We start from the raw sequence: 24,335 nt of genomic DNA, 5'->3' as shown, positions 1-24,335 counted from the left end.
GGCCGGCCGGCGGCAGCTAGCGTTCGATGCGGCGATGCGGCGATGCGGCGATGCGGCGATGCGGCGATGCGGCGGACGATCGCCTGGCTCGGCAGCACCCCCCGTCAACCCCCTCCGCCCGGCGGCCCGCCATCCACCGGCACCACCGCACGAACCCCCGCCCGGCCATCGCCGCACCGGGCGATCGCCGTGCCGAACACTCCCGCCACTGCCGCTGCTCCCGTACGGCCCAGAGCCCACGCTCGCAACGTTGTCGACGACACCAGCCCGCCATCCGCGCCGGACGACCGAACCGCCGCCGCGAACTCCTCGCGGGCCGCCGCTCTTACCCTCGTCACCAGCTCCGTCGGGGCCGTCGCCTCCTGGCCCGGACGGTCCGTCATCGCGATGTCGTACACCTCGCCGCCGTGGATACCTATCGCCAACCTCACCGGGACCCAGCCCGACAGCAGGAGCTTGGCCACCTCCGGACCCGACAGCCCCGTCGTGAACGGCTCTTCCGGACGCGGGCCGCGGCTGGCGCGGACCGCCGTGCCGAGGGCCACGAACTCCTGGATCGTCCGGCGTGGGTGGGTTGCCGTGCAGCTGATCGCCAGGACGCCGTCCGCGCCGAGAGATCTGGCCTCCGTGCGAAGGCGGTCCAGCGCCGTCGCGTAGCCGGTGCGCATGCTCGACGTCAGGTCCTCCGAGCGGGTTACGACGCAGCCCATCACCTCGCCGATCGGCCGGAGCCCGACCGCTTCCGCACCCACCGCGCCGGGGACCGTCAGCAGGGAGGTCCGGAGGCCGGATGCCGTGTAGCGGTGGGCTCGCATCAGTGCCAGTCGTCCTCGCCGAAGCCCAGCGTCACCGGGCCTCGGCGGGTGATCGCCGCGATGGTCTCCGCTGGGAGGACGTCGTCGAGGAACTCGTAGTCCGGGCGGCGGTTGCGCGCGTGCCACTCCGCTATCTCGTGCCAGCCGGGCGCGGCCAGCGCGCCGCCGAAGTGCTGGACCGACAGGCTGGCCGTGAGGCACGCGAACCGCAGGCGCTCGGCCAGGGACCAGCCCGTCAGGGTGGCCGCGACGAACCCCGCGCCGAAGACGTCGCCCGCGCCCGTCGCGTCGAGGACCTCCACCGGCAGGGCCGGGACGGCCGCCGTCTCGCCGGTGATGCCGTCGACCGCCAGGACGCCGTCGCCGCCGCGGGTGATCACCGCGATCGGGACCAGCTCAGCCAGCGCAGACAACGCCGCTTCGGGCGTGCCGGTGCGGGTGTAGCGCATCGCTTCGACGTCGTTCGGCAGGAACGCGTGGCAGCACGCCAGCTGCTCCAGCAACGCCGGCGACCAGGCCTCCGACGGGTCCCAGCCGACGTCGGCGAACACCAGGCTGCCGTTCTGGTGCGCCGCGTGGACCCACTCGGCGGTGTCGAGCCCGATGTGCGCGACCGTCGCCCGGCTCGTCGGCGGGGACCCGGCCAGCTCCGCGACGGGCACGGGCGGCGGGTGGCCGTGGGTGACCATCGCACGGTCGCCGGCGTAGGCGAGCGACACGGTCACGGGGGAGTGCCACTCCGGGAACTGCCGCGACCGCGAAAGGTCGATGCGCTCCTGCCGGGCCAGCACGTCCCAGCAGTAACGCCCGTAGACGTCGGTGCCGAACGCGGCCGCCAGTGACGTCCGCAGGCCGAGCCGGCTCAGCGCCACCGCGAAGTTCGCGATGCCGCCCGGCCCCGAGCCCATGCCGCCCGTCCACACCTCCGTGCCCGGCGCCGGCGGTTGTTCGAGCCCGGTGAACACCAGGTCGAAGAACAGCAGACCGGACAGGAAGACGTCGATCTCGGGTGCGGGCTCAGCGGTCACGGGCGCCTCCACGAATCGCGCATGGGTGCGCACGAGCGTGCTTCAGATGCGCAAAATGCGCAAGAGCCGCTCAAAGTTGCCCGTGAAGTGAGCGAGTTTGACTGCTATGGTCGCCGGATGCTGCCCCAGCGTCGCCACGAGCTGATCCTGCGGGCCCTCCGCGCGGACGGGCCGGTGCCCGTCGGCGCGCTCGCCGAGCGGCTCGGGGTCAGCCCGGCCACCGTGCGGCGCGACCTGGTGCAGCTCGACCGCGAAGGCCGCCTGACCCGCGTCTACGGCGGGGCGATGGCGGCGGCCGAGGACGACGAGCCGTTCGCCCGCGTGGCCGCCGAACGTGCCGAGGAGAAGGACGCCGTCGCCCGGCGCGCGGCGAGCCTGGTCGGGGACGGCGAGACCGTGCTCCTCGACATCGGCACCACCGCGCACCGGCTGGCGCGGCACCTGCGCGACCGCGCGCTCACCGTGATCACCAGCAGCCTCGCCGTCTACGAAGAGCTGAAGGACGCCGAAGACGTCCAGCTGGTCCTGCTCGGCGGTGTGGTGCGGCGAAGTTATCACTCGATGGTGGGATTCCTGACCGAGGACGCGCTGCGCCAGGTGCACGCCGACACGGTTTTCCTCGGCGCGAGCGGTGTCCGCAACGACGGACAGGTGATGGACTCGACGGTGGTCGAGGTGCCGGTGAAACGCGCGATGGTCGCCGCCGCCGACCGGGTCGTGCTGCTCGCCGACGCGGGCAAGTTCCCCGGCACCGGCCTGGCCAAGGTCTGCGGGCCGGACGCGCTCGACGTGGTCGTCACCAGCGCCGGAGCCGACGGGCCGACGTGCGCGGCGCTGGGCGAGGCCGGCGTCGAGGTGCTGCGGTGAGGCTCACGATCCTCGGCGGCGGCGGGTTCCGCGTGCCGCTGGTGCACGGCGCGCTGCTGGCCGGCGGTGACGTCACCGAGCTGGTCCTGCACGACGTCGACGCCGGGCGGCTCGCCGCGATCGAGCGGGTGCTCGCCGAGCAGGCGGCCGGAGCGGCGAACGCGCCGCGCGTGCGCACGACCACCGACCTCGCCGAAGCACTGTCCGATGTGGACTTCGTCTTCTCGGCCGTCCGGGTCGGCGGGCTGCACGGCCGGCGGCTGGACGAGCGGATCGCGCACGCGGAAGGCGTGCTGGGCCAGGAAACCGTCGGCGCGGGCGGCATCGCCTACGGGCTGCGAACGGTCCCGGTCGCGGTCGCCCTCGCGCGGAAGATCCGGGAGCTCGCGCCCCGCGCGTGGGTCATCAACTTCACCAACCCCGCCGGAATGGTCACCGAAGCGATGGCCGCGGAGCTCGGTGGCCGCGTGATCGGCATCTGCGACTCGCCGGTCGGGCTGTGCCGCCGGGTCGCCCGCGCCCTCGGCGTCGACCCGGCGACCGCGGAGTTCGACTACGCGGGCCTCAACCACCTGGGCTGGCTGCGCGCGGTCCGGGTCGGCGGGGAGGACGTGCTGCCCCGGCTGCTCGCCGACGCGGCCGCGTGCGAGTCGTTCGAGGAGGGCAAGCTCTTCGGCGCGGACTGGCTGCGTGTGCTCGGCGCCTTCCCGAACGAATACCTGCACTATTACTACTTCGCCCGCGAAGGCGGCGAGGAGTCGCGCGGCGCCCAGTTGCTGGAGCAGCAACGCGGGTTCTACGCCGAGCCGTCGTTGACGTCGTGGGAGCGCACGCGCCTGGAGCGCGAAGCGACGTACATGGCCGAGACGCGCGAAGGTGAGCGAGACGATCTCGAGGGCGGCGGCTACGAAAAGGTCGCGCTGGCGTTGATGCGCGCCCTCGCACGCGGCGAACGCACCACGCTGATCCTCAACGTCCGCAACGGATCCGCGCTCCCGGGCCTGCCATCGGACGCGGTGGTCGAGGTCCCGTGCGTCGTCGGCTCGAACGGCGCCCGGCCGCTCGCCGCCGCGCCCCTGCCCGGCCACGCGCTGGGCCTGGTGACCGCGGTCAAGGCCGTCGAGCGGGCGACGATCGAAGCGGCGACCACGGGTTCGCGCGACGCGGCGCTGCGCGCGTTCGCCCTGCACCCACTGGTCGGCTCGGTGCCGGTGGCGCGGCGGCTGCTGGCCGCCTACGCCGCCGCGCACCCGGAACTCGCTTACCTGGCTTAGGAAAGTTCGCGCAGCAGCGGCGCCAAGCGACGAGCCAGGCCGGCGTCGACCAGCTCGATCTCGCCGATGAAGAGCTCCGTGACGGCGCGGAAGGGACCGCGGAGATCGTCGAGCCCGCGGACGAGGGTCGCCTCGAACGGCCGGGTGACCTCGGCCGGGAGCCGGTCGAGCCCGCGGCCCTCGACCGCGGGCAGACCGTGGCGGACGCATGCCAGGGCCAGCGTGTGCTCCCGGACGCGGCCGATCATGTACTCGGCCTGCCAGCCGCGGCCGCGTTCGATGCTCGACCGCGCGTGCAGCGCGTGCAGCCAGGCCAGGTCGACCAGCCGCCGCGGGTCCGCCGGCGGCGACTGCGGGCGGTCCCGCGCCGTGCCGAACAGCAGCCGGAACTTCGGCGTGGTCGCGCCGAAGTCCGCTGCCGGCCAGAACGCCAGGTCGACCTGCATTGTGTTCGCCAGCAGGAAAACGCGGAACACCGTCCGTTCGAACACGACGTCCATGTGGTGCACGGCTTCGTGTTCGCGGTACATCCGCGTGGTGAAGTCCGCGAGCACCGGCTCGGGCTCGCCGGTGACCGCGAACGCGAGGTCGATGTCGGACCACTCGTCCTCGGCGTCGAGCGCGGCCGAGCCGGTGAGCGCGGCGCCGGTGACCCGCTCGTCGGACCGGGCCGCCTCGACCAGGGCTTCGCGGAGCAGGTGACGATCCCCCGGGGTGAACATGATCCCCAGGTTAGGCGGTGACCCCGACGAACTCCGCCTCGGCTTCGTCGCGTTCGACGCGCAGGGTCCAGGCCCGCTCGGCGATCGTGTCGGGATCGAGGGTGCCGGGGACGAAACCCTGGTCCTGCTCGAGGAACATCCGGTGGATGTCCCCGCCTTCGATGAGCCCGCCGATGGTCAGCGCGCCCGCGTAGACGCCGGTCTCGCGCAGGGCCTCGTTGAGCGTCAGGACGTACATGCGCAGCGCCGCCGAGGCCGGGGCGAAGCTGCCGAGCAGAGGCATCGGGTACTTGCCGCTGAGGCCGCCGGCGAACAGGAGCGACCCGCCGCCGCGTGCCAGCATCCCGGGCAGCACGGCCTGGGTGAGCTGCGCCGCGGGCAGCACGATCGACTCGAACGGCACCCGCAGGTTCTCGACGCCGGCTTCGGGCAGGGGCGCCATGGCCGCGCCGACCGCCATGTCGGCCGGTCCGAAGTAGACGGTGTCGAGCTCGCCGGCGTCCGTCCTGATCCGGTCGAGGACCGCGTCCAGCTGGGTTTTGTCGGTGACGTCGGCCGTGTAGGTGTGCGTGGTGATCCCGGACAGCGACTCGCGGTACGCCGGGTGCCGCGAGCCGGACCGCGACACCAGCGCCACCGTGAAGCCTTCGCGGCCGAACCGGCGGGCGATCGACAGGCCCAGCCCGGGCCCGACGCCCAAGACGGCGATCACAGGGGACAAGAGAACCTCCTCGAGAGAACTTGAGACTGAGCTCAAGTTATCCGGAAAATGAGGGAACCGTCAACTTGCGTGGCGAACGGCGTTACGGGTTCGGACCAGTGGCCTACCGGGCTGCTCCAAGCGGGTAGAACAGGTTTCAGTTTTGCCGGGGTGCCGACACGATGTCCGCCATGGGAACCGATCTGACCCGCCGCCAGGTCCTGCGCGGCACCGCGGCGGGCGTGGGCCTCGCCGTGACGTCCGGGCTCGCGACAGCGCCGTCCGCGGGCGCCGCGCCGCTGCTGGGCGAGTACGACGTCGTGGTCGTCGGCTCGGGCGCGGCCGGGATGACCGCGGCGCTGACGGCGGCCGCCCGCGGGCTGAGCGTCGTCGTGGTCGAGAAGGCGCCGACCTTCGGCGGCTCCGCGGCCCGCTCCGGCGCCGGCATCTGGATCCCGAACAACCCCGTGCTGCTCGCCGCCGGGGTGCCGGACACCCCGGCGAAGGCCGCGCAGTACCTCGCCGCCGTGGTCGGCCCGAACGTCCCCGCCGCGCGCCAGGAAGCCTTCCTGCGCAACGGTCCCGCGATGATCGCGTCCGTGATGGCGAACAGCCCGCTGCGCTTCCGCTGGATGGAGGGCTACAGCGACTACTACCCGGAGCTGCCGGGCGGCCTGCCGAACGGGCGGTCCATCGAGCCCGACCAGTTCGACGGGAACCTGCTCGGCGCCGAGCTGGCGAACCTCAACCCGGCCTACCTCGCGACGCCGCCCGGGCTCGTCGTCTTCAGCGCCGACTACAAGTGGCTGAACCTGGCCGCGGTGAACGCCAAGGGCGCCGCGGTCGCCGCCACCTGCCTCGCGCGCGGCACGGCCGCCGCGCTCGCCGGGCAGAAGCCGCTCACCATGGGCCAGGCGCTGGCCGCCGGGCTGCGGGCCGGGCTGCAACGCGCGAACGTGCCGGTGTGGCTGAACACGCCGTTGCTCGACCTGAACGTCGAAAACGGCGCGGTGACCGGGGTTCTGGTGCCGCAGGGGCTCGTGCGCGCCCGGCGCGGGGTGATCGTCGGCTCGGGCGGCTTCGAGCACAACGCCGCGATGCGCGCGCAGTACCAGCGGCAGCCGATCGGCACCGGCTGGACGGTCGGGGCCAAGGAGAACACCGGTGACGGCCACCGGGCCGGCCAGCGCGCGGGCGCGGCGCTCGACCTCATGGACGACGCCTGGTGGGGCCCGGCGATCCCGACCCCGGGCGACCCGTACTTCTGCCTCGCCGAGCGCACTCTGCCCGGCGGCCTGATCGTGAACCAGGCCGGGCAGCGGTTCGTCAACGAAGCCGCGCCCTACAGCGACGTCGTGCACACGATGTACGACAAGAACGACATCCCGGCGTGGCTGGTCGTCGACCAGAACTACCGGAACAAGTACCTGTTCCGCGACATCCTGCCGCTGCTGCCGTTCCCGGACGCCTGGTACGCGGCCGGCGCCGTCTTCAAGGCGTCGAGCATCCACGACCTGGGCACGAAGATCGGCGTGCCGCCTGCCGCGCTGAAGTCCACTGTGGACCGGTTCAACGGCTTTGCCTGGACCGGAACCGACCGCGACTACCGGCGCGGCGCGAGCGCGTACGACCACTACTACACGGATCCGTTGGTACTGCCCAACTCCTGCCTGGCGCCGCTGTGGGCGCCGCCGTTCCACGCGTTCAAGATCGTCCCCGGCGACCTCGGCACGAAGGGCGGCATGCGCACGGACGCCCGGGCGCGCGTGCTGCGCCCGGACGGTTCGGTGATCCCCGGCCTGTACGCGGCCGGCAACGCGAGCGCGGCGGTGATGGGCCACAGCTACGCCGGCGCCGGCTCGACCATCGGCCCGGCGATGACGTTCGGCTACATCGCCGCGAACGACGTCTAGAACTCCTTTTCCACCAGCGGGAGCACCTCGGTGCCGAGCAGCTCGATGGCCCGCATGACGTCCTTGTGCGGCACACCCGACCAGTCCATCTGCAGCGCGTACCGGTCGGCGCCGGTGAGCTTGCCGACGGTGACCAGCCGTTCGGCGATCTCCTGCGGGCTGCCGACGAACAGCGCCTGCGCGCCGTGGGTGTACTGGTCGTACTCCGCGCGGGTCGGGATCGCCCAGCCGCGGGCCTTCGCGCCGTACTTCATCGTTTCGAGCCAGTACGGGTAGAACTTCTCCTTCGCGTCCTGGGAGTTCTCGGCGAGGAACCCGATGGCGCCCATGGTGACGTGGAGGTCTTCCTTGGTGTGCTCGCCGGCTTCGCCCGCCTGGCGGTAGAGGTCGACCAGCGGGGCGAAGCGCTCGGGACGTCCGCCGATCACGGCGTACACCACCGGCAGGCCCAGCAGCCCGGCGCGGATCGACGACTCGGGGTTGCCGCCGGTGCCGATCGAGATGCGCAGCCGCCGGTGGTAGGGCCGGGGCAGAATCCGCGCGTTCTCCAGCGGCGGCCGGAACTTGCCGGACCAGGTCAGCGGGTCTTCGCGGTCGATGCGCAGCAGCAGGGCGAGCTTCTCTTCGAACAGCTCGTCGTAGTCGCCGAGGTCGTTGCCGAAGAGCGGGAACGACTCGGTGAACGAGCCGCGCCCGGCGAGCAGCTCGGCGCGGCCGTGGCTGAGCTGGTCGAGCGTGGTGAACTGCTGGTAGACGCGGACGGGGTCCTCGGTGCTCAGCACGGTGACGGCGGAGCTGAGCGTGATCCGGCTGGTCAGGCTCGCAGCGGCGGCCAGCACCGTGCCCGGGCTGGAGATCGCGTACTGGTCGAGGTGGTGCTCGCCGAGGCCGTAGAAGGACAGGCCGAGCTCGTCGGCGAGCTTGATGCGTTCGAGGGTGTTGGACAGGGTCGTGGCGACGCTGGGTTGCTCGCCGGTGCGCGGGTCCGGCGCGCGGTCGCCGAAGCTGTAGATGCCGAGTTTCATAGAGCGTTCAACTATCTTGGTCGCCGGTTCGTTCCCCGTACCGGTCCTGGATGGCTTCGAGGTTCTGCTCCGAGAGCCTCAGGGCAGCGGCCCAGAGGCTGACGTTGTCGCGGGTGGCGTGGTCGAACATGTCGCTGACCAGGTCTTTCATCCGGTCTCGGACCTTGGCGAAGGCCTCGTCGGCGTCCGCTCCGACGTCCCCGAAGAGCGTCCACCACCACCAGGAGTTGGGCGCCGAGTTGGCGACGAAGTCCGGCACGACCCGGATGCCCCGGGCGTCGAGCAGCTCCTCGGCCTCCGCGGTCGGCGTCGACGCAGTAGGAGATGGCGGCGGGCACGAGCACCTCGGCCTCGACGTCGAGCCAGGCTTCCGGCGGGAGCAGCTCGTCGCCGGGCTTGAGGTTGTCGCGGTCGATGCCGCCGAAGCGGTCGCGGTGCCGGAGCAGGTTCTCGACGTCCAGGCCGGCCGGGTTGGTGACGACACCACGGACGTCCGAGACCCCGACGACCTTCAGCCCGGCCTCGGCGAGGAACCGGGCGGTGGCGCCGCCCATCGAGCCGAAGCCCTGGACGACAACCCTGTTCTCGCTGCTCAGGCCGAGTTGTTCGAGGCCGGTGAGGGTGGCTTGCGCGACGCCGAGGCCGCCGACCAGCTCGTCGAGCCCCAGGCCGCCGACCTCGATCCGGAAGGCGTCGGCGAGCCGTCCGGTCGCTTCTTCGCGGTCTTCGAGCAGCGGGTAGACGGCCTGGACGGAGCTGAGCAGGCCGATTTCGGTGATGATGCCGTCGATGACGTCCTGGCGCAGGCCGAGGTCCTCGCCCATGGTCCAGTACCGCTCGATCAGCGGCCGCATGGCATGAAGGAACCGTGCGACCACATCCCGGGCGCGGTCGTCGTAGGGGTCGAAGTCGATGCCGCCCTTCGCGCCGCCGAGGGGGATGTAGCGGCCGTGGGGGTCGTAGTTGAGGGCTTCCTTGAGGGTCATGCCGCGGGCGAGGCCGCGGACTTCGAAGAGCGTGCAGCCGCGGCGCATCCGGAGGCCGCCGCTGGCGACCCCGCGGACCAGGCGGTCGATCACGAGGTAACCGCGGCAGGCGGTGACCGGGTCGGTCCAGGCGATCTCGAGGAAGGCTGGTTCGGTCATCGCTGCTCCTGGGCGGGTTGGTTGGTGGGGGACCGCCTTTCGTGTCATGCGGGACACCGTACCTAGGGCGTCGGTCTGGGGGTGGGTTGTCCACAGTGGATCGTGCGGGGCGGGGCTGGTGGGTCGAGTGCCGGTGCTATCGCGAGAGCCGGGAGGCCGCGAGGGCGGCTTCCGGCGGTGGGATCGGGCGGAGAGATCCCGACGGCAAGCGTGGGCGAGGTAAGCCCAGGCGGGAGGGTGCTGGTGGAAGACTCGGGCCGAGAGACTGCGGCGGAGCGGCTCGAGGGGGGAGAGAGGCCGGTGAAGCAAGCCCGGTGGAGAAACCCGGCGGAGAGAAACCCGCGGGGCTTGCTCCACCGGGCCTCTCCGCCGGGGCAGGCCCGGTGCCGCAACCAGGAGGGCGCGCCCGGGCGGGGAGCCCCGCGTGGGCTTGCCCGGCAGAGCAGCCTGGCGGAGAGAACCCCGGCGAGGAACCCGGTGGTACGAACCCACGGGAGAGAACCCCGGCGAGGAGCCTGGTGGGAGCGGGCCCGGTGGTGCGAACCCACGGGAGAGAACTCCGGAGGGAAACCCCGGCGAGGAACCCCGTGGGAGCGGGCCCGGTGGTACGAACCCACGGGAGAGAACCCGGCGGGTAACCCCGGGGGCCCGGTGGTGCGAACCCCACGGGGAAGCCCCCGGCGAAACACCAGACCTCAAGCCGTCCACTGGGGGTTGCGGCCCAAGTACCGCAGCAGCGTCGAGACCGCGCTGTCCTCGGCCGGGCCCTCCAACGCCGCCGCGTAGGCGAAGCCGCGCAGCGGCTCGGCCAGCTCCCTTGCCACCGGGAGCAGCTCCGCCGCCATCTCCTCCGTCAGCGGGGAAACCTGGCCCGTCGCCACCGCGATGTCCCAAGCGTGGACCGCCGCGTCCAACGCCGCCGCTCCTACCGCCACCTCGGCCGGGAGGGCTCCTTGGGGCAGCGGCGTCGGGACCTCCGTTGCCGACCGTGACACCGTTGCGAAAGCCGCTGCCGACGCCGTCAAAGTCGGCTCCAGGAACGCCGATGCCGAGACCTCGAGGGCGCCCGACGGGGAGAACGGGTCGAAGTCGGGGCCGCCCGAGCCCGTGATGAATGCCGCGTAGCCCAGCTGGTCGCCTGCCGCGTGCTGGAGGACCTGGGTCACGTTCCACGCGTCGCACGGGGTGGGTGCCGTCCAGTCCTGGACCCCGGCCACCGCTGTGCGCAAGGCCGCGTGGGCCGACGCCAGCAGCGGCCACGTCGGCGCGCTCAGGCTCGCGAAGAACCCTCGGATGTCCGCCACCAGGATCTTCGGGGCCTCGTGCGCCGCGTAGTGGCCCGCCGCGTCGCGGGGGCCGGCCGAGCCCGCTCCCGCTTCATACGCGTTCCAGCTGACGATGTTCGTGTGGTCGCGGTCGGCGAACCGGCGGATCGACTGGAAGTCGCCCTTGAACATCGCCAGGGCCGTCGGGACCGTGGTCGGCTCCGCCGGGTGGGTCGCCGTGTGCGCGTCCTCGTAGTAGAAGCGGATCGACGAGCCCGCCGTGCCCGTCAGCCAGTACAGCGCCACGTTCGCCAGGACGAAGTCCGCGTCCAGGTGCTCGCCGAACAGCTGCGCGTTCCACGCCAGCAGGCCCAGCGGCGAGTCGGCCAGCGCGAACGCCAGCGTGTGCGGCTGCTGGCTGTGCAGCTGGTTGAACGAGAACATGTTCTCGTAGAACCACTGCAGGTGCGCGAGCGCCGCCTGGTCGGCCTCGCTCAGGTCCGCCATCTCGGCCGGGTCGCCGGACGGGAACGAGAACAGCTGCGTCACGTGCACCCCGACGACCTTCTCCGGCGCGATCCGGCCGAGCTCGGGCGAGATCATCGACCCCGCGTCGTTGCCGACCGCGCCGTACGACTCGTAACCCAGCCGGCTCATCAGCTCGGCCCACGCCGCCGCCGTGCGGTACTTGTCCCAGCCCGCCGACTTCGTCGGGCCCGAGAACCCGAAGCCCGGCAGCGACGGGACGACCAGGTGGAACGCCGGCGCCTCGGCCGACTCCGGCTCGGTCAGCGGGCCGATCACGTCGAGGTACTCCGCCACCGACCCCGGCCAGCCGTGCGTCAGCACCAGCGGCGTCGCGTCCGGCCGCGACGAGCGGACGTGCAGGAAGTGGATGGTCTCGCCGTCGATCTCCGTGACGAACTGCGGGTACGCGTTCAGCCGCGCCTCGAAGGCCCGCCAGTCGAACTTCTCCAGCCAGTACTCGGCCAGCGCGCGGACCCGCTCGTTCGTCACGCCGTACGCGGCGGGCAGGTCGTCCGGCCAGAGGGCGCGCTCGAGGCGGCCGCGCAGGTCGTCGAGAGCGGACTGGGGGACCTCGGCGCGGAACGGGCGGAGGGCGGGGACCGTCATGATGAGCTCCTCGGGCTGGAACGGAATGCTTCGTTCCGAACTGTAGCAGAGCGGAACGATCCGTTCCAGTGGTAATCTCCGCCCATGCCCGAGACAGCCCTGCCCGGCCGCCGCGGCCAGGCCGCCCGCAACGACGTCGTCATCCTCGACGCCGCCCGCGAGGTCTTCCTCGTCGACCCGAAGGCCCCGATCTCGCACGTCGCCGAGCGCGCGGGGGTCGGGATCAGCGCGCTCTACCGCCGCTACCCGAGCAAGGAGTTCCTGCTCTGCCGGCTCTGCCACGACGGGCTCCGCAAGTACATCGCCGAAGCCGAGGGCGCCGCCGAGGAGCCGGACGGCTGGACGGCGCTGACCGGGTTCCTCCGCCGGGTCGTCGACGCCGACGTGCACTCCCTGACCGTCCACCTCGCCGGCACGTTCACCCCGACGGCCGAGATGGGCGACGACGCCCGCCACGCCGGCGAGCTGTCCGCGCGCCTCTTCGCGCGGGCGCAGGAATCCGGCCGGCTGCGCGCGGACGCCGTCACCGAAGACCTCGGCATGATCCTCGAGTGCTGCGCGGCGATCCGCGTCGACGACCCGGAGCGCACCGCGCAGCTGCGGCGCCGCTACCTCGCCCTGCTCCTCGAAGGCCTGGCCGCGGGAAAAGGTGAAGAACTGCCGGGTCCGCCGCCGCGCCCGGGTGAGATGAACGGCCGCTGGCGTCCGTCCTGACGGCGGTTCCGCGGCACCGCCGGATGGCGGTAACGAATTCCGGGAGCGCGACGACTGATCAACGTCGGCTGTGCAACGAGACAAACGGAACATCTGTCAGAGCGCCATTCCCCGGACGGAACAGCGAGATCACGACTATGCAACGAAGCTGGCGACGGACCACGATCCTGTCTTCGGTGGCCGCGATGGCCACGGCTTTCCTCGCGGTGGCGCCCGCCGCGGAGGCGGCCCCGCCTCCCAGTTCGGTCGAGGTCAGCGCCACCACGGTGCTGCCCGGCCAGACCTTCACGGTCACCGAAACCCTTTACAACGAACTCGATTACGCGGTCGAAGGCGGGAAAGCGGCGATCTCCGCGAGACCGACCCCGCTCACCGACCTCGCCGACCTGGTGGAGTGCGTCGACACGACGGCGGACTGCTACACCTACGACGGCAGCTACCGCGCGCCGGTCGGCAACGTCGAGCCGGGCGGGACCAGGACGGCCACGTTCACCTTGCGGGTCAAGGAAACCGCGGCGCCGGGGCAGTTCACGCTGCGCCACCAGTTCGTCGGTGACAACTACGCCTACACGAGCACCGACGGCCCGGTGATCACCATCGGCCAGTCGACCACGGCCGCCGACGTCAAGGTCGCCCTCGGCGCCGTCGGGCACGGCGGGCTGAACGCGCGGTTCGACTACACGCTCACCGTGACGAACAACGGCCCGTCCGCGGCCGGCGGGATCCGTGTCGTGGCAACGTATCCGTCGGGTCTGTCGTTCGGCAGCGCGACCGGCTGCACCCGCGTGGGCAGCACCCGGACGCTGAACTGCGACGTCGCTTCGCTGGCGAGCGGGGCTTCGGCCACGGCCAAGTTCTCCCTCAACGGCGGCCTGCTCGCCGTGGGCTCGTACGTCACTTCGGTGCAGCGGACGGCCAGCACGCCGGCGGATCCCACCAGTGCCAACGACAACGCTTCGAAGAAGTGCTCGGCGTTCACCGGGCTCATCGTGTCCTGCTGAGGGTTCGCGAGAGGTGAACCGGGCCCGTGTCCTCCGCCAGGGACGCGGGCCCGGTTCGCGTTTTCAGCCGTTGACGGACGTGTACAGCTTCGCGATGTCGTCGTCGAAGTAGGCGCTGTAGGAGACGTCCGGGGTGTCGCCGCCGAGCTCGTAACCGCCGATGACCCCGACGACCGCGCCGTCGGTGACCCACGGGCCGCCGCTGGTGCCGTCGGGGAACCCGGGGCAGGCGACGCGTTGCTGGAACGTGTCGGACTGCGTGGTGTCCCCTTGGCAGACCACCGGTTTGTCGGTGGTGTCGGGGTAGCCCGTCAGGGTGATGCGGTGCGTGAACCCGCGGCCGGTGCCGAGCACGTTCGCGCCGGTGAGGCTTTCCACCGAAGCCGGGTTTCCGGGCTGCTGAACGGTGAGGAACGCAAAATCCAGGTCGGGATCGGCCGAAGCCGTCCACCCGGGAGCGACGGCGACGTCGGTGACCGTCCACATTCCATAAGGCGCGACGCCGTCGTGATATCCCGGCGCGAAAGCCATCCCGTCTTTGACGCAGTGGGCCGCGGTCAACACCAGATCACCGGTTCCGGAATGGACGACGCTCGCCGTGCAGAAATGGCTCCCGTTCGCGAACAACGCGCCGACCGGGGTGGCGATTTTCGCACCCGCGGCCGGCGCGGGCGAAGGGGCCGGAGTGGCCGGAGCGGGCGCGCCCGCGGCGTAGGCGTCGTCGGCCGTGGTGTTCGTGCCCAGGACGAGGCCGGCCGTCACCACCAGCACGCCCGTCGCGGCCGCGAGCGCGGGCCGCCAGTACTTGATCGCCACCCCTCCAGAGCACCACAACGGCGGCGTCCCGGCAGCGTGTGGAGCCGGATCCACAGAGACCTCACAGCGGCTGTGCGGGAGCTGGGTTCGACGCATGTCGCGCACGGTCAGGTCGCCGGACGGGACGGTTGCCGGGTTCGAGACGGCGGGATCCGGCCCGCCGCCGGACGCGCGCTCCTGCGGGAGGTGCTGCTCTTCGCCGCGAACGACGAGGTGATGCGGGCGACCCCGGTCCGGCCGGGATCACGTTCGCGTCCACCGGCGTCCGGCGCACGGACCCCGGGCTGGGATGACCCCGGCGAGCTGACGCGGAGCTCGAACCGCCTAGGTGAGGTCCTTGGGCAGCAGGGGGGTCGCCGCGTCGGGGGCGGCGACCGCCTTCGGCCGCCGGTCGCGGAACACCCAGCCGCCGACGATGCCGCCCACGAAGCCGAACATGTGGCCTTGCCAGCTGACCCGCTCGTCGCCCGGCAGCAGCGACGAGAACTGGTAGGCGAAGCACAACGCCATCACCAGCCCGATCACGATGTCGATCGGGTGCCGGTCGAACAGCCCGCGCACGATGATGTAGCCGAAGTAGCCGAACACCAGGCCGCTCGCCCCGACGGTGACCGAGGTCGACGGCGAGACGAACCAGACGCCCAGCCCGCTCGTGACGACGATCAGCAGGCTCACGCCCAGCCACTTCTTCACACCGCGGTAGGCCGCGAGGAAGCCGAAGACGAACAGCGGGCCGGAGTTGGCTTCGAGGTGGTCCCAGCCGAGGTGCAGGAACGGCGCGCTGAAGATCTCCGGCAGCGACGCCGGGTCGCGCGCCTCGATGCCGAACCGGCCGCTGATTCCGTACCCGTCGAGGGCGTTGACGATCTGGACCGCCCACAGCACCGCCAGCAGGCCCACCATCACCCAGAGGGCTTTCTTGGCCTCGGCGATCATTTCCTCGGCTTGGTTACGGGGCTCTTCGGTCACCGCGCCTCTCCCTCTTCGGCTGCGGTGAGGATAACCGGGGGCCGGCCCGGTCCGTGGTGTTCCGGACCGAGCCGTGACCTGGCGATCGGCCCGGCCGGGCCGATCGAGCCGGGAACGGGAGTCCGTCGTAGCGCCGGGGCCGGTGCCATGGCGTACAAAGGACGCAGAGGTGATGCCGGATGACGCCCTCGGTGGTGCGGCACGAAAAGCGGCGCCGGTGGGCGGTCGTCGCCGTCGTGGCCGCCGTGCTCGTGGCCGTGCCGTCCGTCGTTGCCGCGCTCTCGCCTGTCGGGGGCGCCGTCGACCCGGGGCGGCTGCGGGCTCTCGTGCTGACCTCCGGCGGGCAGCCCTACCAGGGTTACGCCGAAAGCGCCGGGTCGCTGGCCCTGCCGGAGCTGCCGAACCTCGCCCCGGTCACCGCGCTCTTCTCCGGCCGGACGCCGATGCGCGCGTGGTACGCCGGCCCGGACCGCTACCGCGTCGACATCCTCGGCACCGCCGGGGAGCACGACGTCTACCGGCTGCCCGATGGCGAGTACACCTGGGACTACGGCGACAACACCCTGACCAGGCTGATCGGCGACCCGACCGTGCGGCTGCCGCGGGCCGCCGACCTGCTGCCGCCCGCGCTCGCGCTGCGGATCTTCCAGGCGGCGAAGGACGACCCGGTGAGCACGCTGCCCGGGCGGAACGTCGCCGGCGTCGCCGCGTCCGGGCTGCGGCTCACCCCCGCCGACCCGGACACGACGATCGGGCAGGTGGACGTCTGGGCCGACCCGGTGACCGGGCTGCCGGTGCGGGTCGAGGTGACCGCCCGCGGGCAGCACGCGCCGATCCTGGTCAGCGAGTTCCAGCAGCTCGAGCAGACAACACCGGTCGTCGAGGCCCCGCGGCCCGTGCTCGGCTCCGGGTTCACCGTGGCGAGCGCCCCGGACATCTCGGACACGCTCGGCGCGTTCAGCCAGGTTCCTCTGCCTGGGACGCTGCTCGGCCGGTCCGTCGCGTCGTCGGACTTCGGCGGGATCGTCGGCGCCGCGCTGTACGGCGCCGGGCTGGCGTCCTTCGTGGTGGTCGCCGTGCCGCGCAACGTGGCGATCGCGGCGGCCGACGCCGCCGGGAAGGCCGGTGGCACGCAGGTCAGGCTGCCCGGCGGGACCGTGGTGCAGCTGTCGATCACCCCGCTGTCGCTCGCGATCGTCCGCTCGACCGTTTCGCGCCGCTCGTACCTGCTGGCCGGGTCGGTGACGGCGGACGTGCTGCGGTCGGCCGCGGACGAGCTCTCCCGGCTGCGCCGGAGCGGCCGATGATCGTCACGCGCGGCTTGACCAAGCGGTACGGCGCGACCGTCGCCGTCGACGCGGTCGACCTTGAGGTCCGCGAAGGCGACCGCTACGGCTTCCTCGGCCCCAACGGCTCCGGCAAGACCACGCTGGTCCGGATGCTGCTCGGGCTCGTCTACGCCACCAGCGGCGAGATCGAGGTGCTCGGCAAACCGGTGCCGAAGCGGGTCGCCGAGGTGCTGCCGGAGGTCGGCGCGCTCGTCGAAGGGCCGGCCGCGTACCCGCACCTGTCCGGGCGGCGCAACCTGACGCTGCTCGACGCCGCCGGGCGCGGCGGCGCCCGGCGGACCCGGCGGCAGCGGATCGAAGGGGTGCTGGAGCAGGTCGGCCTCGGCGGGGTCGACCAGCGGCCGGTGAAGGCGTACTCGCTCGGCATGCGGCAGCGGCTCGGGCTCGCCGGCGCGCTGCTGCGGCGGCCGCGGCTGCTGATCCTGGACGAGCCGACCAACGGCCTCGACCCGCAAGGCATCAAGGAGATCCGCGAGCTGCTGGTCGAGCTGAACGCGGGCGGCACGACGGTGTTCCTCTCCAGCCACCTGCTGGCCGAGGTGGAGCAGCTGTGCACGCGCGTCGGCGTGGTCGACCGCGGCCGGCTCGTGCTGGAGGAGGACCTCGCGACACTGCGGGCGGCGACCGGCCGGGTGCTGGTCGGCACGCCGGACCCGGCGGCGGCCGCGGCGGTCCTCGACGGCCAGCTCGAGTCCCGCGACGGCGACCGCCTGGTGATCCGGCACGGCGACCCGGCGGCGCTCAACGCGTTGCTCGTCGAAGCGGGGGTGCGCGTGACGTCGATCCACGCCGAACAGCGGACGCTCGAACAGGTCGTCCTCGACGTGACGGGTCCGGGCTCGGACCGGTTCGGAGCGGCCGGGTGATCGGCGTCGAGCTGCGGAAGCTGGTGCTGCGGCCGCGGGTGTGGTTCAGCGTGCTGCTGCTGTGCCTGCTGCCCGCGATCGTCGGGGTCTTCCTGGCGACGGCCGACTTCGCGCCGCCACCGGGGCAGGGCGGGGCGTTCCTCTCGGCGGTGGTGAACGACGGCGCGCTGTACCCGGCCGCGGCGCTCGCGCTGGTGCTGCCGCTGTTCCTGCCGATCGCGGTCGCCGTAGCAGCGGGCGACTCGATCGCCGGCGAGGCGTCCACCGGGACCCTGCGCTACCTGCTGGTGCGCCCGGTCGGCCGGACCCGGTTGCTGGGCGCGAAGATGGTGGCGCTGGCGGTGTACGTGACCGCGGCGATCGTGATCGTCGTGCTGACGTCCCTGGTGCTCGGCGTGATCCTGTTCGGCACCGGCGGGACCCCGGGGGTCGCCGGGCCGGGCGGCCAGCCGACCGGGGTGACGTCGCTGTCGGGGCAGTCGCTCAGCTCGTCCGCGCTCGGCCTGCGGCTGCTGGGCGCGGTGAGCTACATCGTGGTGTCGATGCTCGGGTTCGCCGCGATCACGGTGTTCCTGTCCACGGTGTCCGACTCGGCACTCGGTGCCGCGCTGGGCGGGCTGGCCGTGCTGATCACGAGCTCGGTGCTGGAGACCCTGGACGCGGCCGCGTCCGTGAAGCCCTACCTGCCGACGCACTACTGGCTGTCGTGGATCGACTTCTTCCGGGATCCCGTGCTGTGGCGCAACATCGACCACGGGCTGCTGCTGCAGGCCGGTTACATCGTGGTGTTCTTCGGCGCGGCGTGGGCGAACTTCGCGACGAAGGACGTCACGAGCTGACGCAGTCCGACGGAGCTTCGAGCGGGTTGGTGCCGAGGGCCTGCAGCACGAGCTCGGTGACGGCGGGATCGGTCGGCAGGTCGCCGTGCGCGGCCTGGTTCCCGGGGCAGATCTGCTGCAGCGAGACGTTGACGGCGCCGTCGAGCCGCGCCGACTCCGGCGGGGTGACCGTCTCGTCCTGCTCGGTCCAGACCGACAGCCACGGCAGTGTTGACGGGATCGGCTCGCGGTCGAGCTCCCGCAGCAGCGCGCTGCCCGGGGCCAGCTGGACGCAGGCGGTCGGGCACGCGCCGGGGACGAGCGCGCCGCCCGCGGCGGCCAGGCCGGTGCCGTGCAGCGGCGCGCCGAGCGTGACGACCCGGCGGGCCTGGTGGTCACCGCCGTCCCGGCTGACCCACAGCCGCGCCACGACCCCACCCGCGGAGTAGCCGACGACGTCGACCGATGGCGCTCCGCCCGCGTACGCCCGCTCGACGGCGTCGGCGAGGACGGCGGCCTGTTCGACCAGGTCACCGGTGCCGTCGCCGGCCAGGGTGAGCACCTCGGCGGTGCGGCCGGTGGACTGCCGGATCCGCTCGGCGAGGGCGTTGAGCGCGCCCTGGCCGCCGCCGTACCCGGGGACGAGCAGCACCGGGCCCGGCCGGGCCTGGTTCGGGGTGCCGCTGCGGGGCGCCGCGCTGCCGCCGGAGGTCGCGACGGCCGTCGCGGCCACCACGACCACGGCCGCCACCGCGACCCCGCCCATCAGGAGGCGCCGCCGTGGACTGATACCGCGCCACCAGGCCGTGATCCGCACAGCTCCATGATGACGGCGGCGGCGCTCGGCCGCCGTGTGCTCAGAGCCCGGCCCAGCCCGTGGTCACCGTGGTGCCGTCCGGCGCGGTGACCCGGACCCGCGTCGCGCCGCGGGGCAGGCCGGTCGCGGTGAACCAGCCGTCCTCGTCGATCGGCTGCTCGTGCCGTTCGCCCGGCGCCTCGATCACCGCGGCGCCGACCGCGCCGGTCACCAGCCCGCGCAGCACCACCCGGCCGTCGGCGTACTCCACCTGCAGCTCCAGCGACACCCGCGGCGACTCGAACGACAGCAGCCGGACGTCGTCCCCGTCCGCCCGGACCGCGCCCGCCTCGGCCAGGTCGGAGTCGAACGCGAGGTCGGCGAGCTCGGCGTCGAGGTCGCGGGTGACGAGCGCCGCGCGGGCCTGGCGCAGCACGAGGTCCGGCACCGGGTCGGCCTGGGCGGCGGCCGCGCGCAGCCGGTCGAGCAGCTCGTCGTCGTTCACGCGCCGTCCTCCGTCCCGAGCCCGGCGTGGCCGGCCCGCTCCCGCAGCCGGCCCAGGCACCGCTGCCGCGTCGGGCCGATGCTCCCGACGGGCATGTCGAGGGCGGCGGACACCTCCGCGTACGACGGCGGGGGAGTGGCCATGAGCACGCGCAGCAGCCGACGGCACTGCTCGGACAGCGTCGCCAGCGCTCGCCACAGCGTCGCGTCGCGCTCGTCGAGCAGCAGCGCGGCGTCGACGCCCGGGCCCGGCGCGGGCTCGGACTGCCAGGTTTCGTCGTCGACCGGGCGTTCCCGGTCGGCCCGGCGGATCTGGCGGAGGCACTCGTGCCGGGCGGTGGTGGCCAGCCACCCGGCCAGCCGGTCGGGCTCCTTGATCCGGCCGAAGTTCTCGACCAGCTTCAGCCAGGTCGTCTGGACGACGTCGGCGGCGTCGGCGTCGGAAAGCCGGTGGCCGCGGGCGATCGACCAGAGCAGGCTCGCGTACTGGTCGACAAGGGCGTCCCAAGCCGCCTGATCCCCGCCGGCGGCCTTTTCGAACAGCGTCGTGGTGTCCACTTCACCTCCGCTTGACCCGCTCAGCCTAACCAAGAGCGGCCCTTCGGACCTGTACGCCATCGGGGGACTCCTTCGCCGTATTTCCCCCCTTTCACCGATCCCCGAGACGGCCGGGAAATACACCCGTTCGCCCTGAACCGGCTCGCGACGGGTGCCGTGTGCCCGGTTGGGAGTGTGGAGAACTCAAAAACGGGGTGAGCCGATCATGCGGATGCGGATTACTGCGCTCGTCGTGCCGTTGCTGGTGTGGGAGGTGGCCGCCTGCGGCCAACCGGCGGTCATCGTGAAGACCGGCACGGCGGTGCCGGTGCCGGTGTACGCCGGGGAACCGGGGTGCGCGTGGCTGGGGGACACCCCGGTGGTGCCGGACAGGGTGAAGCTCTAGGTGTGATGTCCGGGGAGGTTGGTCAGCCGGGTGACCGGCGGCTTGCCGCCGGTTGAGCTGTGGTAGGCCGACCCCTTGTCCGACAGCACTCGTTCGACACTCACGCCGCGGGCGGCGAACCAGGCCATCGCCCGGCGCAGCACCGCGGTAGCGGTGACCGCGGTTTCGTCGGTGTGGATTTCGGCGTAGGCAACGCGGGAATGGTCGTCGATCACGGTGTGGACGAACGCGGTGCCGGTGCGGGGCTTGCGGTCGGCGCCGCGTGGCAGGCCGGGGTGGCTCGTTTGTTGCGGGCTCCCTGCTGCCGGCCGAGGTATCGGTGGCCGCCGCCGTCGGGAATGTTGCCGAACTTGGTGACATCGACGTGGATCAGCGACCCGGGGTGGTCGTGTTCGTAGCGGCGCAAGGGTTCGCCGGTGACCCGGTCGATCCGGGACAAGCGGTTGATTCGGCAGCGCACCAGGACCGCGTGCACGGCCGAGGACGGCAGGGTGAGCCGGCCGGCGATCTGGGCCGGGCCCAGCCGATGACGCCACCGCAGCCGCACGATCGCCCGGACCAGGTGTTCGGGGGTGCGAGTCGGGCTGCGATGCGGGCGTGAGCTGCGGTCAGCCATCCCGGCCGGGCCTTCGGTGCGGTAGCGGTCGGCCCACTTGCGGGCGGTTTTGGTGGCGACCATGAACATCTTCGCCGCTTGGGTGCAGGTCCAGCCGTGTTCGACGATCAGGCGAGCGAGTCGCAGTCGGGTGCGTGGGGTGAGGGTGGCGTCAGGGTGGGACACGAAGGCGTCCCTGGACATCACATCTAGGACGGCGTCGAGCGGGTGACGTAGTCGATCAGATCCACGACGGCGGTGGCGTTTTCGGCGTAGGCGATGGCGCCGCCCAGGTCGACCTGGGCGTTTCCGTGTGCGACCTCGTTGCGCATCCGGCGCATGCGCTGGATGCTGTCGACCGCGTCGGCCGGCAGGTGGTCGGCCAGCTCGGTCACCTTGCGCTGGGCGGTCGCCGGTTCGGCCGCCCGGTCGGCGCCGAACACCTTCCGGTACAGGCTGTCGAGCGCCGCTTCGATCCTGATCCAGGACTGCATGACCAGCCCGGTGGGCTGCGCCCCGACGAGCAGGGATCCGGCAACGTGCGGCTTCGGCACGGATTCTTCTTCGACGTCTTCGTCCGCCGGTTCTTCTTCGCGCTCGTCGGCGGGCGGGCTCGGCGTCTTGCCGTTGCGAGTGGCGTCGATCGCGGCTTCCGCGCTGCTTTCGGCGGCCTTGAGCTCGGCGCCGAAGTCGAACTTCTGGCCCGCGACCTCGGCCCGGGTGAGGCGGCTCAGCAGAGCGCGGATGGAGGGCCGGAACACGAGCAGGAAAACGACGAACGTGCCCGGCCACGCGAGCGAGGCGATGAAGTCGAGGACGACTTTTAACCACTCCACAAAAAAGCTCCGGGCTCGCAGGGGCGAAGGAGGGCAGGGTATCCCGCTCCGCCAAAGCAACCGGCCCCGGGACCGGTGAGCGGTCCCAGGGCCGGTTCGCCCTCTAGTTGAACGGATCCAACGTCAGATAAGCCGTCCCCGGGTTCCCGTCGTTGACCAGCGATTCGTAGTGACCCACGTCGTCGAAGGCGAACGCGTACGCCTTGCCGTCCGCCATCTGCGCGTGGATCTTGCGCGCGTATTGGTTCGTGACGCTGTCCAGGTAGAACCCCGCCGGACTGCTGTCGGGCTGGTTGGCGTTCGTCAGCAGCGTCGAGCGGTTGAAGCCCGCGCAGAGCGTGCGTGAGATCTGGCCGCGGACGTCGTTCGGGGCGTCGAGGTTCTTGTAACAGCCGAAAACGCTGTCGGAGTCGGGTTTCTGGAACGCCGTCACGAAGCCGCCGGAGGTGTTCGTGAAGTTCATGACGTTGCCCGAGACCCGCCCGAAGTACTTGACGCTCGGCTGGTCCGCCACCGGTGTCACCGTCAGCGTCGACGAGCTGTACTTCGTCCAGACGCGGTTTACGTAGTCCTGCAAAACGTTCGAGGGCAGCGCGCCGGCTTCGATGCCGTGGCTCGGGGCGAGCGCGCGCAGGACCGTGCCGTCGGACCGGGTGCGGATCAGGTTGGCCCAGCCGCCCGGCTGGCCGCGCAGGGCGTTCAGGAAACCGTTGTACCCGCCCGCTTTCAGGTGGCCGGTGGACCTCGTCGTGCCGCCCACCGGCTGCACGCCGACCGCGTACGGCGCCGAGAACATGTCGACCTGCGTGCTGTTGAGCCAGAGGCCGCCGTCGTTGAGCGTGTACTCCGACCAGTTGAAGAGGATGTTCACGTTCGGGTCGGACGGGTTCTGGACCGCCGGCTGCACCAGGCCGCCGGTGGCGAGCTTGAACACGAGCTTCTGCCCGTAGGAGAAGTAGATCCGGCCGGAGAACTTGGGGATCCGGATGGTGATCGACTGGCCGTTGGCCGGGCCGGGGATCGACGCGTCCGGCGCCGGGACCGGCGGCACCGAGCCGCCGGGCCACGCGTGGAACGTGCCGTTGGCGTCGGCCCAGCCCTGCTGGCCCGTCGCCAGGTTGGTGCCGAGGTCGTAGAGGTAGACCTGGTCGCCGCGGCCGGAGTTGTTGGTGATCTTCAAAGGGATCGTGGCGGGGACCGCGTCGGCGACGGCGGTCGTGAGGCCGGCGGTGACGGCGACCGCCGCGGCCAGCACCCCCAGCCGCCGCCGGAAGGGAGTTCTCGTGCGCACGGGCGCCTCCTCGTCGAGGCCGATGATCGCAAGTTGTTCAGACCATTTCAGAGTCGGTGCCCCGGTGAGCGGTTGTCAAAGGCTGATACTTATCAGCCCCCGTCCGGCCCAACGCCCGGCGCTGCCCGAAGACGACGGCGGTGAGCACGACCGCGGCGCCCAGCAGCTGCCACGCCGTCAGCCGCTGGCCGAGCACGAGCCAGCCGAGCAGGGTCGCGACGACCGGGCTCAGCAGCCCGAGGAACGTCACCTGCGTCGCGGACAGCGCGCGGATTCCGCGGAACCACAACGTGTACGAGAGCGCGGCGCCGATCAACGCGAGGTAGCCGTAGCCCGCCAGGTTCGCGCCGGTGAGCACGGCGGGCGGCGGCCCTTCGACGGCCAGCGCGACCGGCACGAGCACCAGCCCGCCCGCGACGAGCTGCCAACCGGTCGTCGCCAGCAGCGGCGCGGGGGACGTCCAGCGCTTGCTGAGCACGACGCCGGTGGCCATCACGACCGCGCCGCCGGCCGCGGCGGCGACCCCGAGCGCGTCGAGCCGCGCGTCCGCCTGCAGGACCAGGAGGCTGACCCCGGCCACCCCCGCGACGCCGGCGAGGACGACGCGCCGCGTCAGGCGTTCGCCGAGCAGGCCGGTGGACAGGCCCGCGACGAGCAGCGGCTGCAGCGCGCCGAGCGTGGCGGCGACACCGCCGGGCAGCCGGTACGCGGCGACGAACAGCAGCGCGAGGAACGCGCCGATGTTCAGCGTGCCGAGCACGAGCGAACGCCACCACCAGCCGCCCTTCGGCAGGCGCCGGGTGAGCGCGACGAGCAGCAGCCCGGCGGGCAGGGCGCGGACGACCGCGGCGAGCAGCGGGCGGTCGGGCGGCAGGAGCTCGGTCGTGACGAGGTAGGTGGTGCCCCAGATCGCCGGGGCGAGGGCGGTGAGCAGTTTGGTGAGCACTAA

At 72.2% G+C, this 24,335-nt stretch carries 24 protein-coding genes and 1 pseudogene; 9 read left to right on the top strand and 16 right to left on the bottom strand.

The annotated features are described in order from the left end of the window. Positions 1 to 104: 104 nt before the first annotated feature. Both ACZ61C_RS32150 and ACZ61C_RS32145 read right to left on the bottom strand, forming a co-directional pair. Positions 105 to 815, bottom strand: coding sequence for a heavy metal-binding domain-containing protein (locus tag ACZ61C_RS32150; RefSeq protein ID WP_465311613.1), 711 nt, complete (start codon positions 813 to 815; stop codon positions 105 to 107). Beyond that, positions 815 to 1,843, bottom strand: a complete 1,029-nt coding sequence (locus tag ACZ61C_RS32145; protein WP_465311612.1) for a carbohydrate kinase family protein — start codon at positions 1,841 to 1,843, stop codon at positions 815 to 817. The genes ACZ61C_RS32150 and ACZ61C_RS32145 overlap by 1 nt, the downstream gene beginning before the upstream one ends. Before the next feature lie 117 nt (positions 1,844 to 1,960). Between ACZ61C_RS32145 and ACZ61C_RS32140 the strand changes: the two genes are divergently transcribed. Together ACZ61C_RS32140 and ACZ61C_RS32135 are read left to right on the top strand one after the other, a co-directional pair. Beyond that, a complete protein-coding gene (locus ACZ61C_RS32140) occupies positions 1,961 to 2,710 on the top strand; it encodes a DeoR/GlpR family DNA-binding transcription regulator (RefSeq protein ID WP_465311611.1) in 750 nt (249 codons plus the stop codon). Beyond that, the gene (locus tag ACZ61C_RS32135) at positions 2,707 to 3,984 is read left to right on the top strand and encodes a 6-phospho-beta-glucosidase (protein WP_465311610.1); all 1,278 of its coding nucleotides are present in this window, start codon (positions 2,707 to 2,709) and stop codon (positions 3,982 to 3,984) included. Before ACZ61C_RS32140 ends, ACZ61C_RS32135 begins: the two co-directional genes overlap by 4 nt. Here the strand turns inward: ACZ61C_RS32135 and ACZ61C_RS32130 are convergent. Continuing rightward, on the bottom strand, positions 3,981 to 4,706 hold the full coding sequence (locus tag ACZ61C_RS32130) for a nucleotidyltransferase domain-containing protein (RefSeq protein ID WP_465311609.1): 726 nt from the start codon (positions 4,704 to 4,706) through the stop codon (positions 3,981 to 3,983). The two genes, ACZ61C_RS32135 and ACZ61C_RS32130, sit on opposite strands and share 4 nt — an antisense overlap. Positions 4,707 to 4,716: 10 nt before the next feature. Beyond that, entirely contained in the window at positions 4,717 to 5,418 is a 702-nt protein-coding gene (locus ACZ61C_RS32125) for an SDR family oxidoreductase (protein WP_465311755.1), read from the bottom strand. A 179-nt stretch (positions 5,419 to 5,597) separates the two neighbouring features. Here ACZ61C_RS32125 and kstD point away from each other — a divergent pair, with 179 nt between their 5' ends. Then, positions 5,598 to 7,319 carry a 3-oxosteroid 1-dehydrogenase gene (kstD, locus tag ACZ61C_RS32120; RefSeq protein ID WP_465311608.1) on the top strand — a complete coding sequence of 574 codons (1,722 nt, stop codon included), beginning with the start codon at positions 5,598 to 5,600 and terminating at the stop codon, positions 7,317 to 7,319. Here kstD and ACZ61C_RS32115 read toward each other — a convergent pair. The 3 genes from ACZ61C_RS32115 to ACZ61C_RS32105 all read right to left on the bottom strand — a co-directional run bounded on the left by ACZ61C_RS32115 (position 7,316) and on the right by ACZ61C_RS32105 (position 11,888). Then, positions 7,316 to 8,344 carry an LLM class flavin-dependent oxidoreductase gene (locus tag ACZ61C_RS32115; protein ID WP_465311607.1) on the bottom strand — a complete coding sequence of 343 codons (1,029 nt, stop codon included), beginning with the start codon at positions 8,342 to 8,344 and terminating at the stop codon, positions 7,316 to 7,318. The genes kstD and ACZ61C_RS32115 overlap by 4 nt on opposite strands. Positions 8,345 to 8,355: 11 nt before the next feature. Further along, positions 8,356 to 9,489, bottom strand: a complete 1,134-nt coding sequence (locus ACZ61C_RS32110; protein ID WP_465311606.1) for a Glu/Leu/Phe/Val dehydrogenase dimerization domain-containing protein — start codon at positions 9,487 to 9,489, stop codon at positions 8,356 to 8,358. Positions 9,490 to 10,184: 695 nt separating this feature from the next. Then, on the bottom strand, positions 10,185 to 11,888 hold the full coding sequence (locus tag ACZ61C_RS32105; RefSeq protein WP_465311605.1) for a TIGR03086 family metal-binding protein: 1,704 nt from the start codon (positions 11,886 to 11,888) through the stop codon (positions 10,185 to 10,187). Between the two features lie 84 nt (positions 11,889 to 11,972). On the opposite strand from ACZ61C_RS32105, the gene ACZ61C_RS32100 reads away from it, so the two are divergent. Both ACZ61C_RS32100 and ACZ61C_RS32095 read left to right on the top strand, forming a co-directional pair. Continuing rightward, positions 11,973 to 12,602, top strand: coding sequence for a TetR/AcrR family transcriptional regulator (locus ACZ61C_RS32100; RefSeq protein WP_465311604.1), 630 nt, complete (start codon positions 11,973 to 11,975; stop codon positions 12,600 to 12,602). 176 nt (positions 12,603 to 12,778) lie between these two features. Then, complete coding sequence (locus ACZ61C_RS32095; RefSeq protein ID WP_465311603.1) at positions 12,779 to 13,603, top strand: hypothetical protein; 825 nt, start codon at positions 12,779 to 12,781, stop codon at positions 13,601 to 13,603. Between the two features lie 63 nt (positions 13,604 to 13,666). Here ACZ61C_RS32095 and ACZ61C_RS32090 read toward each other — a convergent pair whose 3' ends face one another. Together ACZ61C_RS32090 and ACZ61C_RS32085 are read right to left on the bottom strand one after the other, a co-directional pair. Next, positions 13,667 to 14,419, bottom strand: coding sequence for a trypsin-like serine peptidase (locus ACZ61C_RS32090; protein WP_465311602.1), 753 nt, complete (start codon positions 14,417 to 14,419; stop codon positions 13,667 to 13,669). 324 nt (positions 14,420 to 14,743) lie between these two features. Beyond that, a complete protein-coding gene (locus tag ACZ61C_RS32085; RefSeq protein ID WP_465311601.1) occupies positions 14,744 to 15,388 on the bottom strand; it encodes a rhomboid family intramembrane serine protease in 645 nt (214 codons plus the stop codon). 179 nt (positions 15,389 to 15,567) lie between these two features. On the opposite strand from ACZ61C_RS32085, the gene ACZ61C_RS32080 reads away from it, so the two are divergent. From ACZ61C_RS32080 to ACZ61C_RS32070, 3 genes are read left to right on the top strand one after another with little or no spacing between them, the layout of a single operon-like run. Further along, positions 15,568 to 16,695 (top strand): hypothetical protein, encoded by a 1,128-nt coding sequence (locus ACZ61C_RS32080; RefSeq protein WP_465311600.1) that lies wholly within the window; start codon positions 15,568 to 15,570, stop codon positions 16,693 to 16,695. After that, positions 16,692 to 17,603 (top strand): ABC transporter ATP-binding protein, encoded by a 912-nt coding sequence (locus tag ACZ61C_RS32075; protein ID WP_465311599.1) that lies wholly within the window; start codon positions 16,692 to 16,694, stop codon positions 17,601 to 17,603. Before ACZ61C_RS32080 ends, ACZ61C_RS32075 begins: the two co-directional genes overlap by 4 nt. Then, positions 17,600 to 18,442, top strand: a complete 843-nt coding sequence (locus ACZ61C_RS32070) for an ABC transporter permease (RefSeq protein ID WP_465311598.1) — start codon at positions 17,600 to 17,602, stop codon at positions 18,440 to 18,442. The genes ACZ61C_RS32075 and ACZ61C_RS32070 overlap by 4 nt, the downstream gene beginning before the upstream one ends. On the opposite strand, the gene ACZ61C_RS32065 is transcribed toward ACZ61C_RS32070, so the two are convergent. Genes ACZ61C_RS32065 through ACZ61C_RS32055 form a run of 3 tightly spaced genes read right to left on the bottom strand, consistent with a single transcriptional unit; the run spans position 18,432 to position 20,279 of the window. After that, a complete protein-coding gene (locus tag ACZ61C_RS32065) occupies positions 18,432 to 19,238 on the bottom strand; it encodes an esterase/lipase family protein (protein ID WP_465311596.1) in 807 nt (268 codons plus the stop codon). The two genes, ACZ61C_RS32070 and ACZ61C_RS32065, sit on opposite strands and share 11 nt — an antisense overlap. Before the next feature lie 40 nt (positions 19,239 to 19,278). Next, a complete protein-coding gene (locus ACZ61C_RS32060) occupies positions 19,279 to 19,722 on the bottom strand; it encodes a hypothetical protein (RefSeq protein ID WP_465311595.1) in 444 nt (147 codons plus the stop codon). After that, positions 19,719 to 20,279, bottom strand: coding sequence for an RNA polymerase sigma factor (locus ACZ61C_RS32055; protein WP_465311594.1), 561 nt, complete (start codon positions 20,277 to 20,279; stop codon positions 19,719 to 19,721). The genes ACZ61C_RS32060 and ACZ61C_RS32055 overlap by 4 nt, the downstream gene beginning before the upstream one ends. Before the next feature lie 205 nt (positions 20,280 to 20,484). On the opposite strand from ACZ61C_RS32055, the gene ACZ61C_RS32050 reads away from it, so the two are divergent. Then, positions 20,485 to 20,664, top strand: a complete 180-nt coding sequence (locus ACZ61C_RS32050; protein WP_465311593.1) for a hypothetical protein — start codon at positions 20,485 to 20,487, stop codon at positions 20,662 to 20,664. Between the two features lie 56 nt (positions 20,665 to 20,720). On the opposite strand, the pseudogene ACZ61C_RS32045 reads toward ACZ61C_RS32050, so the two are convergent. The 4 genes and pseudogenes from ACZ61C_RS32045 to ACZ61C_RS32030 all read right to left on the bottom strand — a co-directional run. Continuing rightward, positions 20,721 to 21,445 (bottom strand): annotated as a pseudogene (locus tag ACZ61C_RS32045) (leucine zipper domain-containing protein); the annotation flags it as partial. 23 nt (positions 21,446 to 21,468) lie between these two features. Beyond that, complete coding sequence (locus ACZ61C_RS32040) at positions 21,469 to 22,095, bottom strand: hypothetical protein (RefSeq protein WP_465311592.1); 627 nt, start codon at positions 22,093 to 22,095, stop codon at positions 21,469 to 21,471. A 103-nt stretch (positions 22,096 to 22,198) separates the two neighbouring features. Further along, on the bottom strand, positions 22,199 to 23,386 hold the full coding sequence (locus ACZ61C_RS32035; RefSeq protein WP_465311591.1) for a glycoside hydrolase family 64 protein: 1,188 nt from the start codon (positions 23,384 to 23,386) through the stop codon (positions 22,199 to 22,201). 37 nt (positions 23,387 to 23,423) lie between these two features. Then, entirely contained in the window at positions 23,424 to 24,332 is a 909-nt protein-coding gene (locus ACZ61C_RS32030; protein WP_465311590.1) for an EamA family transporter, read from the bottom strand. Positions 24,333 to 24,335: the final 3 nt, after the last annotated feature.

It is taken from the genome of Amycolatopsis sp. NPDC104587 (genome assembly GCF_055583645.1).
Note: the sequence above shows the minus strand (reverse complement) of the source record. Positions and strands in the feature narration are given on the sequence as shown.

Excerpts from the sequence above, each read along its gene's own strand:
- ACZ61C_RS32150 (WP_465311613.1), bottom strand. The coding sequence starts at position 815 with ATGCGAGCCCACCGCTACACGGCATCCGGCCTCCGGACCTCCCTGCTG.
- ACZ61C_RS32140 (WP_465311611.1), top strand. The coding sequence starts at position 1,961 with ATGCTGCCCCAGCGTCGCCACGAGCTGATCCTGCGGGCCCTCCGCGCG.
- ACZ61C_RS32130 (WP_465311609.1), bottom strand. The coding sequence starts at position 4,706 with ATGTTCACCCCGGGGGATCGTCACCTGCTCCGCGAAGCCCTGGTCGAG.
- kstD (WP_465311608.1), top strand. The coding sequence starts at position 5,598 with ATGGGAACCGATCTGACCCGCCGCCAGGTCCTGCGCGGCACCGCGGCG.
- ACZ61C_RS32115 (WP_465311607.1), bottom strand. The coding sequence starts at position 8,344 with ATGAAACTCGGCATCTACAGCTTCGGCGACCGCGCGCCGGACCCGCGC.
- ACZ61C_RS32110 (WP_465311606.1), bottom strand. The coding sequence starts at position 9,489 with ATGACCGAACCAGCCTTCCTCGAGATCGCCTGGACCGACCCGGTCACC.
- ACZ61C_RS32105 (WP_465311605.1), bottom strand. The coding sequence starts at position 11,888 with ATGACGGTCCCCGCCCTCCGCCCGTTCCGCGCCGAGGTCCCCCAGTCC.
- ACZ61C_RS32100 (WP_465311604.1), top strand. The coding sequence starts at position 11,973 with ATGCCCGAGACAGCCCTGCCCGGCCGCCGCGGCCAGGCCGCCCGCAAC.
- ACZ61C_RS32080 (WP_465311600.1), top strand. The coding sequence starts at position 15,568 with ATGACGCCCTCGGTGGTGCGGCACGAAAAGCGGCGCCGGTGGGCGGTC.
- ACZ61C_RS32075 (WP_465311599.1), top strand. The coding sequence starts at position 16,692 with ATGATCGTCACGCGCGGCTTGACCAAGCGGTACGGCGCGACCGTCGCC.
- ACZ61C_RS32050 (WP_465311593.1), top strand. The coding sequence starts at position 20,485 with ATGCGGATGCGGATTACTGCGCTCGTCGTGCCGTTGCTGGTGTGGGAG.